We start from the raw sequence: 16,288 nt of genomic DNA, 5'->3' as shown, positions 1-16,288 counted from the left end.
GATCGTGACCAGGATCCAGGAAGTCGCGGTCGTTGCCAAGCCGGACAGCGGGCGGGCGGCCGCCACCGCCACCGATGTGGAGAGCTGGCTTCGCGAGCGCGGCACGGCCATAGGCGACGTCGACGCGCCGGGCCTGGGGCTGATCGTCGTCCTCGGCGGCGACGGCACGCTGCTCTCGGTCGCGCGCAGCCGGCCGGGCGTGCCGATCGTGGGCGTCAACCTCGGCAGCCTCGGCTACCTGGCCGAGATCGGTCTCGACCGGCTGTACAAGAACCTGGGGGCGATCCTCGAAGGACGGTTCGAGGTCGAAGAGAGACTGCTCCTGGACGTCGAGTTGCGGCACGCGGCGGGCGGCATGGAGCGCTACCGCGCGCTCAACGACGCGGTTGTGCACAAGAGTGCCCTGGCGCGGATGATCGACCTGGCGGTCGAGATCGACGGCGAGCCGGTGGCCCGCTACCGGGCGGACGGCCTGATCGTGTCGACGCCGACGGGATCGACGGCGTACAGCCTGTCCGCCGGCGGGCCGATTCTCTACCCGACGCTGCCGGTCGCGCTGCTGACACCGATCTCGCCCCACACCCTGTCGATGCGGCCGATCGTGGTGCCGGAGCGGAGTACGATCGCGATGACCCTGGGCAGCCTGGACGAGGAGGTTTATCTCACGCTGGACGGCCAGGAGGGGGCCCGGCTGCATGGCGGCGACCGGGTGGTCGTGACCGCCTCAGAGTCGAAGGCGCTGCTCGCCAGAGTCGACGGCCAGACCCACTACGACGCCTTGCGCAGCAAGCTCCGCTGGGGCGAGTGACGCCCACAGTTGCGGCTCCCGCTGGTACGATCGCTGTCATGAAGGAGCGGGACAACGCGCGGGAACCATCTCTCTTCGCGCCGATCGAGGAAGCGATCGAGGTCTTCCGCGACGGCGGACAGGTGATCATCGTCGACGACGAGGATCGGGAGAACGAGGGCGATCTGGCGATCGCGGCCGAGAAAGTGACTCCCGACGCGATCAACTTCATGGCCACCCACGGCCGTGGGCTGATCTGCCTGGCGATGACCGAGGACCGCTGCGACGAGCTCGACCTGCCGCTGATGGTCCGGGACAACACGGCGCCCTTCGAGACCGCCTTCACGGTGTCGATCGAGGCCCGCGGCAAGGTCACGACCGGCATCTCCGCGGCCGATCGGGCGGCGACGATCGCCACCGCGATCGACCCCGCCACGCAGCCGCGGGACCTGCTGCGGCCGGGCCATGTCTTCCCGCTTCGCGCCAAGCGCGGCGGCGTGCTGAAGCGCGCCGGCCAGACGGAGGCCTCGGTCGATCTGGCGACGCTGGCCGGGCTGGTGCCCGCCGGCGTGATCTGCGAGATCATGAACGAGGACGGGACGATGGCCCGGGTGCCGGACCTCGTCGAGTACAGCCGCCTGCACAACCTGCCGATGATCACGGTGTCGGACCTGATCCGTTACCGGCTGAAGCACGAGAGCCTGGTGGAACTCATCGCCTCTCCGACCATGCCGACGCTCTACGGTCCGATGCGGGCTTTCGCCTATCGCGCGGAGCTCACCGGCGAGGAACACGTTGCCTTGGTGCTGGGCGAGCCGAAGCCGGACAAGGACATCCTGGTGCGCGTCCACAGCCAGTGCCTGACGGGCGACGTCTTCCAGTCCGAGCGCTGCGATTGCGGCGTCCAGTTGCACCGTGCCCTCGAGACGATCGCCGAGGAGGGAGAGGGCGTCGTGCTCTACCTGCTGCAGGAGGGGCGGGGCATCGGCCTGTTCAACAAGCTGCGCGCCTACGATCTGCAGGACGAGGGGCACGACACCGTCGAGGCCAACCACAGGCTCGGGTTCAAGGCCGACCTCCGCAACTACGGCATCGGGGCGCAGATTCTTCGCGATATCGGCGTTCGCCGGATGCGGCTGATGACGAACAACCCGACCAAGTACATCGCCCTCTCCGGCTACGGCCTGGAGATCGTCGAACGGGTGCCGATCGAGATCGAGCCGACCGAGGCGAACCGCGAGTACCTCCGGGTCAAGCGGGACAAGATGGGCCACCTGCTGAAGCTGGTTTGAGCGGGGACGCCGCCGCGGGGCGGGCTCTGATCACCGGCGTGACCGGTCAGGACGGTTCCTATCTCGCAGAGCAGTTGCTCGAGGAGGGTTGGGACGTCTGGGGGCTGGTGCGGCCGGTGGCCCGGACCGGCGGCACCCGGCGCATCGACCACCTGCTGGAAGGCCGCGGCGGCTTGGGTCGGCGGCTCCGCCTGATTTCCGGCGATCTAACGGACGCGTCGTCCCTGCACCGCGCCGTCGGCGAAGTGCGGCCCCACGAGATCTACAACCTCGCAGCGCAGTCCCACGTCCAGGTCTCCTTCGAGTTGCCGGGGGCTACCAGCGAGGTCACTGGCCTGGGTGTCCTGCGCCTGCTCGAGGCGGCCCGGCGGCACGCGCCGGAGGCGCGCTTCTACCAGGCGTCCTCATCCGAGATCTACGGCCTGGTGGAGGAATCGCCGCAGCGCGAGACGACGCGCTTCTACCCGCGCAGTCCCTACGCGGCGGCAAAGGCCTACGGCTTCCACATCACCAGGAACTACCGCGAGGCCCATGGCCTGTTCGCCGTGAACGGCATCCTGTTCAATCATGAGTCGCCGCGGCGGGGGGAGAGCTTCGTCACGCGGAAGATCACCCTGGCGGCGGCCCGGATTCGGGCGGGTCTGCAGGAAGGCGTGGCGCTCGGCAACCTGGAGTCGCGCCGTGACTGGGGCTTCGCCGGCGACTACGTGGAGGCGATGCGCCTGATGCTGCGGGCCGAGGCGCCCGAGGACTACGTCATCGCCACCGGCGAGACCCACAGCGTCCGCGAGTTCTGCGAGATCGCCTTCGCACGCGCCGGGATGCCGCTCGCCTGGCGTGGCGAGGGCGTGGAGGAGCAGGGCGTAGCGGAGGATGGCCGGGTGCTGGTCACGGTCGATTCCCGGCACTTCCGGAAGGCCGAGGTCCCGACGCTGCGCGGCGACGCGGGTCTGGCCCGGGAGCGTCTCGGCTGGCGCCCGCGCGTCGCTTTTCGCCAACTGGTCGAGATGATGGTCGACGCGGATCTCGAAGCCGTCGGATGCGGCTGACGCGCCGCAGGGCCCTTGGGCTGATCGGAACCGGCGCTGCCGTGCCGTTGCTCGGGTCCTGCGCCGCGGACGAGCGGTCCGCCGGAACGCCGCTGGAAGGAAGTTCGATGAGTGACGTACCGATCCACTACATGAGCCTGCGCGACGTCGCGCGCCTGATCGAGGCCCGCGAACTCTCGCCGGTCGCCCTGACCGAGACGATGCTGGACCGGATCGCCGCCGTCGACGGACGGCTCAGGAGCTACGCGACCGTGATGGCCGACGAGGCGCTGGCCGCGGCCCGGGCGGCCGAGTCCGAGATCGGGGCCGGTCGCTACCGGGGGCCGCTGCACGGCGTCCCCATCGCCGTGAAGGACCTCTGCTACACGGAGGGCGTGCGCACGATGGGCGCCCTCTCGGTCCTGTCCGACTTCGTCCCCGGGTACGACGCGACCGTGGTCGAGCGGCTGGCCGATGCCGGCGCCGTTCTGCTCGGCAAGCTGAACCTGACCGAAGGCGCGATGGGCGCCTACCACCCGGACTTCGACATCCCCGTCAACCCCTGGGACGAAGGTCTGTGGACAGGCGTGTCGTCGAGCGGCTCGGGCGTAGCGACGGCGGCGGGCCTCTGTTTCGGCTCGCTCGGCTCGGACACCGGCGGATCGATCCGCTTTCCGTCCGCCCAGTGCGGCATCGTCGGCCTCAAGCCGACCTGGGGGCGGGTCAGCCGCTACGGCGTGCTCGAACTCGCGGGCTCGCTCGATCACGTCGGGCCGATGACGCGGACCGTCGCCGATGCGGCGATCATGCTGGAAGCGATCGCCGGCTTCGACGCGAACGATCCGACCTCTCTCGAGGCGCCGATGCCTCCCATCCTGCCGATGCTGGACGGCGATGTCGCCGGGATGCGGCTCGGGTTCGACCGGCGGTACGCCTCGGAGGGCGTCGACCCCGCGGTCGCCGCTGCGGTGGAGGAGGCGCTGCAGGTTCTCGCCGGCCTGGGCGCCGAGGTCACCGAGGTCGAGATGCCGGTGGCGCCCTTCGACGACTGGTGGCCGCTCTGTTCATACGAGGCGGTCCGGGCGCATGCCGCGACCTACCCCAAACGTGCCGCGGACTACGGGCCGTACTTCGGCGAGTTCCTGGCCTTCGGCTCGCAGGTGAGCGACGAGGCGTACGCGGAGGCGACCGCACGGCGCTCGGCGTTCAGCGAGCGGTTCGAAGCGATGCTGTCGACCGTCGACGCGCTGGTCTGCCCTTCCAACGTCGCCGCGCTGCCGATGACGGACGCGATGGGGTACGACACGGTCGGGGCGTTCAGGGAGGCCCTGGAGTCGTTCGCGGGGAGCTTCGATCCGCCGCTTGGCAGCATCCAGCTCTTCACCGTGCCCGCCGACTTCGCCGGCACGCCGACGATCTCCGTGCCGTGCGGCTTCTCGGCCGCGGGTGCGCCCCACAGCCTGCAGTTCGTCGGCCGCGACCTCAGCGAACCGACGCTCTGCCGCCTCGCCTACGCCTACGAGCAGGCCACCGACTGGCACCTGCGCCATCCGGAGGTCTGAAGCTCAGCCGAGCGGTCCCGCGCTCAGTTCGCCGCCGTCCAGGACGTAGGTCGTGGAGGTCGCGAACCGGCCTGCCTGCGTCGCCAGGGTCAACACCAGGGCCGCGATGTCCTCGGGCTCGCCGATGCGGCGCATCGGGTTGATCGCGATGTCGTTCTTCTCGACCATCTCGACCAGGCCGGCAGCGAGTTCCGTCCGGCACAGGCCGGGAGCGACGGCGACGGCGCGGATGCCGTCCTTCGCCCACTCCTTGCCGATCAGCTCCGTGAAGTTGATCAGCGCGGCCTTGGACGGCGGGTAGATGCCCAGACCCGGCGACGCCCGCAGGCCCTCGTTCGAGGCGATGTTGATGATCATCCCGCCGCCGCGGTCCTGCATTGTCGTCCTGCATAGCTGCGACAGCCGGATCGGTCCCCAGAGGTTGACCGCCATCACCCGCTGGAAGACGTCCTCCTTCAGCTTGGAGATCGCCCTGCCGCCACCCCTGGCCGCGTTGTTGACCAGGACGTCGATGCCGCCGAGTTCGGCGACCACCCGCTCGTAGAGCGCCTCGACCGCTTCGGTGTTGCCGACGTCGGCCGGAATCGCCAGGACGCGGTTGCCGAGCTCCCGCAACTCGCTGGCGGTGGCGTCGAGGGCTTCAAGACCTCGAGCGGTGATCGCGACATCGGCGCCGTTCTCGGCGAAGGCGAGGGCGATGGCCCGACCGATGCCCTTGGAGCCACCGGTGATGAGGGCCACCTGTCCGTTCATGGAGTGGTCGACGATCGGCATGGATGGGGCCTCCTTCGCCTCGCGGTGCGCTACGGCATGTACGGCGTCGGACTGGGTCCGAGCTGGGTTTCGAGAACCGCCTGCGCGGTGTCGATGAAGTCGCAGACCATCGGCCGGCTCTCGCGGGGATCGATGATCTCCTCGATGTTGAACGCCTCGGCGGTGCGAAACGGCGACGCCAGGGCCTCCAGGCGGTCCTCGATCTCCTTCTGCTTGGCGGCGGGGTCGTCGGACTCCCGGATGATGCGCCGGTAGGCGGCGGTCACGCCGCCCGAGATGTGCATGGACCCCCAGTGGCCGGACGGCCACGCCACGCGCCGGAACATGCCGCTCGGCCGGTCATGGCACTGCCCGGCGACGCCGTAGAGCTGCCGGATGACGATCGTGAGCCACGGCATGCGGGTTCGAAGCGTCGCGCAGAGCATCTTGGCGCCGGCGCGGACGATCCCCTGGCGCTGCTGCTCGGGGCCGACCATGAAGCCGGGCTCGTCGGCGAAGTAGACCATCGGCAGGTGGAAGGTGTCGCAGAGTTGCAGGAAGCGGATCACCTTCGTGCCGGCGGCGACGTTCATCGAGCCGCCGAGATAGCTCGGGTTGTTGATCATCGTGCCGACCGGATAGCCGTTGACGCGGGCGAGGCCGACGATGCGCGAGCGCCCGTAGTGCGGGGTGATCTCGAAGAAGGAGTCGCGGTCGAGCACCGCGTCGAGGATCGCTCTCGGGTCGTAGGCCTTGTTCTTCTCGCGCGGAATGGCGGACAGCAGCGCCGGCTCGCGCCGTTCCGACTCGTCGTGGGTGTCGCCACGCGGCGGCATCTGCCAGACGCTGTCCGGCAGGTAGCTCAGGAACTGCTTGAGCATCGCGAAGGCCTCTTCCTCGGAGTCGGCGAGATTGTCGATCACGCCGCTGCCGAACACCTGGGTGCGCTCGTCGCCGAGATCCTCCTTCGTGATGTCGATGCCGAGCGCGGCCTTGACCACCGGAGGGCCGCCCGGGAACACCTGGCTCGTGCCCCTGACCATCACGTTGAAGTGGGCGAGGCAGGCCTCGACCGCGGGCAGCCCGGCCACCGAGCCAAGCACGGCGGCGACGACCGGCACCCTGCAGAGCAGGTCCTCGATGCCCGGGGTGGCGGGGTTGGTCGGGATGTAGGTGCGTCCGATCTTCTCGAAGGTCTTGACGCTGCCGCCGGTCGAGTCCAGGAGCCGCACGTACGGCAGGCGCCAGCCCAGCGCCAGCTTCTGGGCGTGGCCGCTCTTGTCGCCGATCGAGGCGTCGGAGGCGCCTCCGCGCACGGTGAAGTCTCCGCCGTTCAGAACCGCCCGGCGGCCGTTCAGGCGGGCGAGGCCGATGACCCGGTTCGAGGGCCGGACGTCCTGGAGGTCGTTGCCGTCGTAGCTGGCCACCCCGGCGAGTTCGCCGATCTCCTGGAACGAACCCTCGTCCGTGAACGCGTCGAGACGTTCCCGGATCGTCAGCTTGCCGCGGCGGTGCTGCTCCGCGATGCCGGCTTCGCCGCCCATCTGCCGGGCGAACTCGCGGCGCCGCCTCAGTTCCTCGATCTCTCGCTCCCAGACCATGGTTGCTCCCCGGGGCCGATCCGTTCGGCTGGTAAGGACGGAACCTTAGCGGGCTGCTAGAGTCCCAGCCCGGCCGGCGCTGCTGGGCCGCACTACGACGACGTCGACGGAGCAGATGATGACCGAGCCGCAACTGGCGCGGCGCGGCGGCACGCCGCGGCCGCTGATCGCCGGACCGGAACGCCTGAACGAACTGCGGGAGGGTTCGCGCGAGTGGCCCTCCTGGACCTTGACGCCGCGCCAGATCTGCGATCTGGAGTTGCTGATGTGCGGCGGATTCGCGCCGCTCGACGGGTTCATGAATCGGGCCGCGTTCGACAGCGTGTGCGAGACGATGCGCCTTCCATCCGGGGAGCTGTGGCCGATTCCGATCACCCTCGACGTCACGCCGGAGGCCGCCGGCGGGCTGGAAGCGGGATCGAAGCTGGTTCTGCGCGACCTGGAGGGTCTGGCGCTGGCGGTGCTCACGGTGGACGACGTCTGGGAGCACGACCGGCGCAAGGAGGCGGAGCTCGTCTACGGGACTCTCGACCAGGCCCATCCCGGCGTTGCCCATCTCTACCAGCGGACGAACACGGTGTCCGTGGGCGGCAGGATCGAGGGGGTCCAGCCGCCGCGGCACTACGACTTCCCCGGACTGCGCAAGACGCCCCAGCAGTTGCGGCAACGGTTCGCGCAACTCGGATGGAAGACGGCGGTCGCCTTCCAGACCCGCAACCCGATGCACCGGGCGCACTTCGAACTGACCCTGCGGGCGGCCCGGGACCTGGAGGCGAACCTGCTGATCCACCCGGTCGTCGGCATGACGAAGCCGGGCGACCTCGATCACTACACGCGCGTTCGTTGCTACCGCAGGGTTCTGAGCCACTATCCGCGCCACACCGCCGAGCTGGCCTTGCTGCCTCTCGCGATGCGGATGGCCGGTCCGCGCGAGGCGCTCTGGCACGCGCTGATCCGCAGGAACTACGGCTGCACCCACCTGATCGTCGGCCGCGACCACGCGGGCCCCGGAGTCGACTCCTCCGGCGAACCCTTCTACGGTCCGTACGACGCGCAGGAACTGATGGTCGAGCACGAGGCGGAGCTCGGCGTGAAGATGGTCCCCTTCCGGATGATGGTCTATGTGGAGGACCGGGATTCGTACGAACCGGTCGACAACGTGAAGGAGGGGGAACGGACGCTGTCGATCTCGGGCAGCGACCTCCGACGCCGGCTGCGCCGGGGCCTTCCGATCCCGGAGTGGTTCACGTTTCCGGAGGTGGCCCGGGAGCTGCGGCGCAGCCACCCGGCGCGCAGCAGTCAGGGCTTCACCGTCTTCTTCACCGGGCTTTCCGGCGCCGGCAAGTCGACGATCGCCAACGTTCTGCTGGTCAAGTTCCTCGAGGCCGGCGGCCGGCCCGTGACCCTGCTCGACGGCGACATCGTGCGGACGAACCTGTCGTCCGAACTGGGGTTCTCCAGGGAGCACCGGGACATCAACATCCGCCGCATCGGCTTCGTCGCTTCGGAGATCACGAAGAACGGCGGCATCGCCATCTGCGCTCCGATCGCGCCGTACGAGAACGTGCGTCAGGATGTGCGGGAGATGATCGAAGCCGGAGGCGGGTTCATCCTGGTTCACGTGGCGACGCCGCTCGACGTCTGCGAGGAGCGCGACGTGAAGGGCCTCTACGCGAAGGCCCGGGCGGGACTGATCGACGCGTTCACCGGCATCTCGGACCCCTACGAGGTGCCGGAGAATCCGGACATGGTCATCGACACGACGGATATCTCAGCCGAGGAGGCCGCGCAGCAGGTCATCCTTCACCTGGAGAAGGAGGGGTTCGTCGGACCGCGCTGATTCTCCCCGACGGCGCCTCGCGCCCACCTGGCGGCTGCTCTCGGTCGGCGTCGCCGGCGCGATCGCCTTGTTTCTGCTCCTGCCCGCGCCGCTGTTCGCGGATCCCCTGGAGAGGGGTCTGGTGCGACTGCTTGCCCTGTTCCTGGGCGACGCGCCCCGGGTGGCGGCGGAGGCGCCCTGGGACTGGGTCGCTCACGGCGTGCTGTTCGCCCTTCTCGCCTGGGTCTGGTGCGGACAGGCGGCCCGCGCGGGCCGGGCCCGCCGCGTGTTCCTGGCGGCGGCCGGCGCTGTCGCCTATGGTGGGGCCATCGAGGTCGCCCAGATGCTGCTCGGCTATCGATCGGGAGAGTGGATGGACCTGGTCGCCGACGCCGTCGGCGTCGCCGCCGGCGTCGTGCTCGCCACCAGGCTTTGGCCCCGACTCCAGCGGTAGGGATTGTCGGTGCGCCGGTCTTCCGGCCGGCACCTCCGCTGCTAGCGTCCCCTGTCGGCTGAACGACCAGCCGCGGAAACGAACGAAGTGAACACCCTGCCCCAGGACCGCGCCGCCCGCGAGAGCGCACTCGTCGCCGCCCTCGAGCAGCGGATCCTCGTGCTGGACGGCGCCACGGGCACGGCCTTTCAGGCGGCCAACCTCGGACCCGGCGACTTCGGCGGCGAGGAACTCGAGGGCTGCAACGAGATTCTGGTCGAAACCCGGCCGGACGTCGTGCTCGACGTTCACCGTCGCTATCTCCAGGCCGGGGCCGACATCGTGGAAACGAACACGTTCGGGGGAACGCCCCTGGTACTCGCCGAGTACGGTCTCGGGGAGCGGGCGTTCGAACTGAACCGCCGTGCTGCCGCGCTGGCCCGGCAGGCTTGCGCCGAGTCGGACCGCGAGGGCTTCGTCTGCGGTTCGATGGGGCCGACGACGAAGGCGATCTCGGTGACCGGCGGCGTTACCTTCGAGCAGTTGCGAGACGATTTCCAGGTCCAGGCACTGGGTCTCGCCGCGGGTGGCGCCGACTACCTCCTGCTCGAGACCTGCCAGGACACGCGCAACGTCAAGGCGGGGCTTCTGGGCATCGAGCTGGCGTTCGCGGAGCTGGGCTTCCGGTTGCCGGTGGCGGTGTCGGTGACGATCGAGACGACCGGCACCATGCTCGGCGGCCAGGAGGTCGAGGCGCTCATGGCCTCGCTTCTGCACCGGGACCGCCGCGACCTGCTCTACGTGGGGCTCAACTGCGCCACGGGCCCCGACCAGATGTTCGATCACCTGCGCGCGCTGTCCGAGATCTGCCGCACGCGGGTCGGCTGCGTGCCGAACGCCGGCCTGCCGGACGAGGACGGCTGCTACACCCAGACGCCGGATGACTTCCGGGCCGTCTTCTCCCGCTTCCTGGACCATGGCTGGGTGAACCTGGTCGGCGGCTGCTGCGGCACGACGCCGGACTACATCGAGGAGTTCGCCGACCTCGTGCGCGGCCGCGCGCCCCGGCGCCCCGCCGACCACGGCCGTTGCCTCGTCTCGGGGCTCGACGCGGTCGAACTCACCGAGGACAACCGGCCGCTGCTGGTCGGCGAGCGCACGAACGTCCTCGGCAGTCGCAAGTTCAAGCGGCTGATCCGCGAGGGCGAGTACGAGGCGGCGGCCGAGGTCGGGCGGGCCCAGGTGCAAGGCGGCGCCCAGGTCGTCGACGTCTGCCTTCAGGATCCCGAGCGCGACGAGATCGCCGACATGGAGCGGTTCCTGGAACGGCTGGTGCGCCGCGTCAAGGTGCCGCTGATGATCGACAGCACGGATCACGAAGTGATGGAACGCGCCCTGACCTGGTGCCAGGGACGGTCGATCCTGAACTCGATCAACCTGGAGGACGGGCTGGAGCGCTTCGAGCGCGTCGTGCCGCTGGCGAAGGAGTTCGGCTGCGCGGTGGTCGTCGGCCTGATCGACGAGCAGGGCATGGCGGTATCCGTGGAGCGGAAGCTCGAAGTCGCCTCCCGGTCCTACGAGCTCCTGACCGGGAAGTGGGGCCTGGAGGCCCAGGAGATCTGGTGGGATCCGCTCGTCTTCCCCTGCGGCACGGGCGACGAGGCCTACCTGGGTTCGGCCAGGGCGACGATCGAGGGCGTGCGTGGCGTAAGGGAGGCGTTCCCCGGTACGCGGACCATCCTCGGCATCTCGAACGTCAGCTTCGGCCTGCCGCTCGCGGGCCGCGAGATCCTGAATTCGGTCTTCCTCTACCGGTGTACCCAGGCGGGTCTGGACGCGGCGATCGTCAACACCCAGGGGCTGGCCCGCTACGCCGAGATCCCGGTGGCGGAACGAGTGCTGGCGGAGGCCCTGCTCGAGCTGGAGCCCGGCGAGGTCCAGGCGGGACAGCGGGCGGTCGAGGCGTTCACCGCCGCGTTCCGCGAGCGCAAGGGCTGGCAGGAACAGGCGCCGCGGGATCTGCTGCCCCTGCCGGAGCGGCTCTCCCGCTCGGTGGTCGAGGGCAGCAAGGAGGGGCTCCGCCCGGACCTGGACGCGGCGCTCGCCGACCCCCGCTGGCCCGAACCGCTCGACATCATCAACGGACCGCTGATGACCGGGATGGCGGAGGTCGGCCGGCTGTTCAACGCCAACGAGCTGATCGTGGCCGAAGTGCTGCAGAGCGCCGAGGTGATGAAGGCGGCCGTCGACCACCTCGAACCGCACATGGAGCGCCTGGAGGGCATGACCCGCGGCCGGGTGATCCTCGCCACCGTCAAGGGCGACGTCCACGACATCGGCAAGAACCTCGTCGATATCATCTTGACGAACAACGGCTTCGAGGTCGCCAACCTGGGGATCAAGGTGCCGAGCGAACAGTTGATCCAGGCGGCACGGCAGCACCGCCCGGACGTGATCGGCCTCTCCGGGCTGCTGGTCAAGAGCGCCCAGCAGATGGTCGCCACCGCCGGCGACCTGCGGGACGGCGGCATCGACACGGACCTGGTCGTGGGCGGGGCGGCATTGACCCGGCGGTTCACCCACAACCGGATCGCCCCGGAATACGGAGGCGTCTGCACTTACGCGGGCGACGCGATGAGCGGCCTCGATCTGATCGAACGGCTCTGCGACGGCGACCGCCGGGGCGAGGTGCTCGAGCGGATCGAGGCTCTCCGCGAGCGGGACCGGGCGCCGGCGCGGACCGGCGCGGGGGCGAAGGCGGCGCCGGCGGCGGAGCGGCGGAGTTCGACCGTGCGCGTCGACGTTTCGCCTCCCGTGCCGCCCGATCTGGAGCGGCACGCCGCGCGCTTCGATCTCGACGACGTGTGGCCGCACCTCAACCTGCAAATGCTCTACGCCAAGCACCTCGGTCTCAAGGGCTCGGTGGAGCGCCTGCGCGCGGCCGGCGATCCCAAGCTCCTCAAGGTCGAGGCGGTGGTCGAGGAACTCAAGGACTTCGCCCGGGAAGCGATGGAGGTGCGCGGCGCGTGGCGGTTCTTCCCCGCGCGCAGCGAGGGCAACCAGCTCATCCTGCTAGAGCCGGGCGGCGGCGAAGCGGCGGCGGAGTGGCTGCTGCCGCGGCAGCCGCGCAGGGATGGGCTCTGTCTCGCCGACTATGTGTTGCCGGCCGGCGACCACGTCGCCCTCTTCGTCGTCACCGCGGGGGCCAGCGTGCGCGAGACGGCGGAACGCCTCAAGCGCGAAGGCGAGTACCTGAAGAGCCACGCCTACGCCGCGCTGGCGCTGGAGACCGCCGAAGCGGCCGCCGAGCTCCTGCATCAGCGGCTGCGCGCCGAGCTCGGCTTCCCCGACCCGCCGGAAATGACGACGCGCGAACGCCTGGCCGCGAGGTACCGCGGCAAGCGCTACTCGTTCGGCTACCCCGCCTGCCCGGACCTCGCCGGCCAGCGCCAGCTCTTCGCGGCGCTCGAGCCGGCCGACATCGGCGTCGAACTCACCGAGGGCGACATGATGGACCCCGAGGCGACCGTCTCGGCGCTCGTGTTCCATCATCCCGACGCGCGCTACTTCGGAGTGTGAAGGGAGCGGGATTCACCTAAGCCCGCGCCGCCGCCTTCTTCTCCCGTTTTTCCCGCTTCTCCTGCCTGGCCCGCTGGAGCGCGGCCGTCCGGTCGAGGTGGTCGTCGCCCAGGCGCTCCAGGTACTCGTCGTAGCTGCCGAGGAAGTCGTTCACGCCCTGGTCCGAGATCTCGATGATCCGGGTCGCGAGGCGGCTCACGAACCAGCGGTCGTGGGAGACGAGGAGCAGCGTGCCCTCATAGGAGGACAGGCCTTCGATCAGCGCTTCGATCGCCTCCAGGTCGAGGTGGTTGGTCGGCTCGTCCAGCACGAGAACGTTCGGCTTGAGGACGACGTGGCGGCAGAAGAGGAGCCGCGCGGCCTCGCCGCCGGAGAGGCTGCCGATCCGCTTGATCGCCTCGTCCTTCGTGAACAGGACGGCGCCGAGCTGGCCGCGGACGAAGCCGATCGGTTCGCCCGGGCAGCAGTCCCAGAGCCAGCTCTCGACCGTCTTCCGTTCAGCGCCGTCCCTGTCGAGCAACTGCTGGCGGTGGTCCTGGGCGAAGTAGCCGGGGTGGGTCTCGTACCCCCAGTCCACCTCGCCGGCGTCGGCCCGGACCTCGCCGAGCGCGATCTTGAGCAGGGTCGACTTGCCGATGCCGTTGGGGCCGATCACCGCGACCCGTTCACCGCGGCCGACCTCGAGCGAGACGTCTTCGAGCACCTGGTTGTCGCCGTAGCTCTTCGAGATGTCGTCGAGCGTCAGCACGCGCTTGCCCGAGGGACGGCGGGAGTCGAAACGGAACAGCGGGTAGCGGCGCGAGCTCTGCGGCAGGGGCTCGATCGTCATCCGGTTGATCAGCTTCACGCGGCTCTGGGCCTGCCGGGCCTTGCTGGCCTTGTAGCGGAAGCGATCGACGAACTTCTGGTGGTGGTCGATCTCCTGCTGGCGCTGCGCGATCTCGGCCTCCCGGCGGGCGCGCTCCTCGACCTTCTTCTGCTCGAAGTTGGAGTAGGCGCCGGGATAGGCGGTCAACGCCTCGTAGTCGATGTCGAGGATCTGGGTGCAGACGTTGTCGAGGAATCGGTGGTCGTGGGAGACGACGACCACGACCCCCTTGAAGTCGGTCAGGAACTTCTCGAGCCAGCGGATCGACAGGATGTCGAGGTGGTTCGTCGGTTCGTCGAGCAGCAGGACGTCCGGGGCGGCGGCCAGCGTCTGGGCCAGCAGCACCCGGAGCTTGAAGCCGCCGGAGAGGATCGACAGCGGCTCCCGGTGGACCTCCGTGTCGATTCCCAGTCCCTCCAGGATTTCGGCCGCGCGCGACTCCAGGGAGTAGCCGTCCCAGCGCATCACGACTTCCTCGAGTTCGGCGTAGCGGTCGCCGTCGAAGTGCTCGTCGGCGCGCTCGAGCAGGCGGTCCTTCTCGACCATCGCGTCCCAGAGCTCGGCGTTGCCCATCATGACGACGTCGAGAATGGGCACCTCCTCGTACTCGAAGTGGTCCTGCTTCAGCACGCCGAGCCGGCAGCGCCTGGGGATGGAGATCGAGCCCTCGCTGGCCGGCTCCTCGTCGCTCAGGATGCGCAGCAGGGTCGACTTGCCCGAGCCGTTCGAGCCCACGATGCCGTACCGCTCGCCCTTGGCGAAGCGGACGGTCGCGCCCTCGAACAGGGTCTGCTCGCCGAAGCTCTTGGCGAGGTTGGAGATGGAAATCATGCGTTAGTCTGCGCGGTTGTAGAGCGTCCCGCCCGGGCGACGGCGGGGCGGAACGAGCGGCGGGGCGGCGAGTCAGGATAACAACGGGATGGGCGGCAAAGAGGTGACGGTGAGCCATGCCGAGTGAAGTGCGCCGCAAGACCCGCGCGGCGGCGCCGGGCGGGACGCTGGACTCCGTGCTCCCCGTCGTCGGCTGGGCCGGAGGCGCCTTCCTGGGCGCCGTGCTGGTGTTCGGTGGCGTCGTCAAGGCGCTCGACCCGCAGGCGTTCGTCAAGCTGGTCGAGATCGAGGGCCTCGACTTCCTGCTGCCGGCCGTCGTGGTCACCGCGATCGCGCTGGCGCTCGAGATGGGTCTCGGCAGCGCGCTGATCCTGGGGCTTCGCCGGGTGTGGGTGCTCGGGCCCTCGGCGCTCCTCGTCGCCTTCTTCCTGTTTCTCACCGGCCGCGCCTACTACCGCGACCTGCGGGGCATCGCGACCGAGGACGAAGCCGGCTGCGGCTGCTTCGGCAACCTGGTCGAGCGGACGCCGGCGGAGGCGTTCTGGCAGGACCTGGCGCTCATGGTGCCGGCGCTTGCGCTGGCGTTCCTTGGCCGGCGCGCGGCCGGGGGCGCACCCTGGATCCGGCTCGCCGTCGTCGGCACCCTGACCGTGGGGCTGCTCGCCTTCGCCCGCGCCGCGCCGGACCTCCCGCTCGACAACCTCGCGACGCGGCTGAAGCCCGACCTCACGATCGACGAGATCTGCAGCGGCGACGGCGACAGCCGGCTCTGCCTGAGCACGGTCGTGCCGGAACTGGAGGAAGGCGAGCACTGGCTGGTCATCGCCGACCTCGACGAGGACCTCGGCAAGGCCGTCGACGGCCTGAACCAGCACGTCTTCGCCGGCGGCCGGATGTGGGTCCTGAGCTCCGCGACGCCGGACGAGAACCGGGCGTTCTTCTGGTCGTACGGCCCCGCCTTCGAGATCCGCGAAGCGCCGCCGACCTTTCTGGCGCCGCTCTACCGGACGCTGCCGCGCTCGTTCCGGGTCAAGGACGGCGTGGTGGCCGAGACGGTGTCGGGCTTGCCGCCGGAACCGTAACTACAGCTGGCGAGCACGCTCCTCCAGGTACACCGCCACCTGCGCCTTGCCGACGCTGCCATCGGCGACGCCGAGGACCAGTTCCGCGATCTCGTCCGGATCGGCCACCACTTCGAGATCGTTGAGCCACAGGAAGGCAAGAGAAGCGGCGAGTGCGGTGCGCTTGTTTCCATCCAGAAAGGGATGGTTCTTGCAGAGATGGAAGAGGTAGGCGGCGGCCATCTCGAAGAGGTTCGGATGGAGAAACTGCCCGCCGTATGTCGCGGCGGGCATTGCCAGGGCAGACGCCAGTAGGCCGTGATCGCGCACTCCTTCTGTGCCGCCGTACCGTTCGATCTGCTCTGCCTGGATCGCAAGCGCTTCGTCAAGCGTGAGGAACTCCGGTTCCACTCGCCCGAACGCCTCGGTCCTACTGCGCCAGACGTCGGAAGGCGCCGGCGTAGCGCTTGTGCATGCGATCCAGTCCCCGCTTGAGCTTCGCTACGCGGTCTTCGTCACGGACCGGGGAGATCAGGATGACGTCGCCGTCCGTCGAGACCTCCAGCATCGTGTCGCTGTCGATTCCGGTGGCCTCGAGGATTCCCTTGTCCAGGACGAGGGCGTGACTGTTTCCGGTTCGGGTCAGGCGCTTCTGCATGGTAAGGACATCCTAG

The 16,288-nt window shown here is 69.5% G+C and carries 13 protein-coding genes; 8 read left to right on the top strand and 5 right to left on the bottom strand.

From position 1 onward, the window contains the following. Positions 1 to 4 precede the first annotated feature (4 nt). The 4 genes from OXI49_00775 (at position 5) to OXI49_00760 (ending at position 4,669) form a co-directional block, all read left to right on the top strand. Positions 5 to 808: an NAD(+)/NADH kinase gene (locus tag OXI49_00775; protein ID MDE2689026.1), complete on the top strand. Its 804-nt coding sequence runs from the start codon at positions 5 to 7 to the stop codon at positions 806 to 808. Between the two features lie 38 nt (positions 809 to 846). After that, entirely contained in the window at positions 847 to 2,079 is a 1,233-nt protein-coding gene (locus OXI49_00770) for a bifunctional 3,4-dihydroxy-2-butanone-4-phosphate synthase/GTP cyclohydrolase II (GenBank protein ID MDE2689025.1), read from the top strand. Then, positions 2,076 to 3,128, top strand: coding sequence for a GDP-mannose 4,6-dehydratase (gmd, locus tag OXI49_00765; GenBank protein ID MDE2689024.1), 1,053 nt, complete (start codon positions 2,076 to 2,078; stop codon positions 3,126 to 3,128). Before OXI49_00770 ends, gmd begins: the two co-directional genes overlap by 4 nt. 107 nt (positions 3,129 to 3,235) lie before the next feature. After that, a complete protein-coding gene (locus OXI49_00760) occupies positions 3,236 to 4,669 on the top strand; it encodes an amidase (protein MDE2689023.1) in 1,434 nt (477 codons plus the stop codon). 3 nt (positions 4,670 to 4,672) lie between these two features. Here OXI49_00760 and OXI49_00755 read toward each other — a convergent pair whose 3' ends face one another. Together OXI49_00755 and OXI49_00750 are read right to left on the bottom strand one after the other, a co-directional pair. Next, positions 4,673 to 5,443, bottom strand: coding sequence for an SDR family NAD(P)-dependent oxidoreductase (locus tag OXI49_00755; GenBank protein MDE2689022.1), 771 nt, complete (start codon positions 5,441 to 5,443; stop codon positions 4,673 to 4,675). 29 nt (positions 5,444 to 5,472) lie between these two features. After that, positions 5,473 to 7,023: a hypothetical protein gene (locus tag OXI49_00750; protein MDE2689021.1), complete on the bottom strand. Its 1,551-nt coding sequence runs from the start codon at positions 7,021 to 7,023 to the stop codon at positions 5,473 to 5,475. A gap of 118 nt (positions 7,024 to 7,141) precedes the next feature. Here OXI49_00750 and OXI49_00745 point away from each other — a divergent pair, with 118 nt between their 5' ends. From OXI49_00745 to metH, 3 genes are all read left to right on the top strand, one after another. Further along, positions 7,142 to 8,863 (top strand): bifunctional sulfate adenylyltransferase/adenylylsulfate kinase, encoded by a 1,722-nt coding sequence (locus OXI49_00745; GenBank protein ID MDE2689020.1) that lies wholly within the window; start codon positions 7,142 to 7,144, stop codon positions 8,861 to 8,863. A gap of 67 nt (positions 8,864 to 8,930) precedes the next feature. Then, on the top strand, positions 8,931 to 9,296 hold the full coding sequence (locus tag OXI49_00740; GenBank protein ID MDE2689019.1) for a VanZ family protein: 366 nt from the start codon (positions 8,931 to 8,933) through the stop codon (positions 9,294 to 9,296). An 87-nt stretch (positions 9,297 to 9,383) separates the two neighbouring features. Beyond that, positions 9,384 to 12,854 carry a methionine synthase gene (gene metH, locus OXI49_00735; protein MDE2689018.1) on the top strand — a complete coding sequence of 1,157 codons (3,471 nt, stop codon included), beginning with the start codon at positions 9,384 to 9,386 and terminating at the stop codon, positions 12,852 to 12,854. Between the two features lie 16 nt (positions 12,855 to 12,870). Here the strand turns inward: metH and OXI49_00730 are convergent, their stop codons facing one another. Next, positions 12,871 to 14,553 carry an ABC-F family ATP-binding cassette domain-containing protein gene (locus OXI49_00730; protein MDE2689017.1) on the bottom strand — a complete coding sequence of 561 codons (1,683 nt, stop codon included), beginning with the start codon at positions 14,551 to 14,553 and terminating at the stop codon, positions 12,871 to 12,873. 116 nt (positions 14,554 to 14,669) lie between these two features. Between OXI49_00730 and OXI49_00725 the strand changes: the two genes are divergently transcribed. Continuing rightward, positions 14,670 to 15,635: a hypothetical protein gene (locus tag OXI49_00725; GenBank protein ID MDE2689016.1), complete on the top strand. Its 966-nt coding sequence runs from the start codon at positions 14,670 to 14,672 to the stop codon at positions 15,633 to 15,635. Here the strand turns inward: OXI49_00725 and OXI49_00720 are convergent, their stop codons facing one another. Both OXI49_00720 and OXI49_00715 read right to left on the bottom strand, forming a co-directional pair. Then, on the bottom strand, positions 15,636 to 16,025 hold the full coding sequence (locus tag OXI49_00720) for a type II toxin-antitoxin system death-on-curing family toxin (protein MDE2689015.1): 390 nt from the start codon (positions 16,023 to 16,025) through the stop codon (positions 15,636 to 15,638). 19 nt (positions 16,026 to 16,044) lie between these two features. Continuing rightward, positions 16,045 to 16,272 carry an AbrB/MazE/SpoVT family DNA-binding domain-containing protein gene (locus tag OXI49_00715; protein ID MDE2689014.1) on the bottom strand — a complete coding sequence of 76 codons (228 nt, stop codon included), beginning with the start codon at positions 16,270 to 16,272 and terminating at the stop codon, positions 16,045 to 16,047. Positions 16,273 to 16,288 lie beyond the last annotated feature (16 nt).

This window comes from Acidobacteriota bacterium, assembly GCA_028875725.1.
GTDB lineage: Bacteria > Acidobacteriota > Thermoanaerobaculia > Multivoradales > Multivoraceae > Multivorans.
The sequence above is the reverse complement of the archived record's forward strand: the minus strand, read 5'-3'. Positions and strand labels throughout refer to the sequence as shown.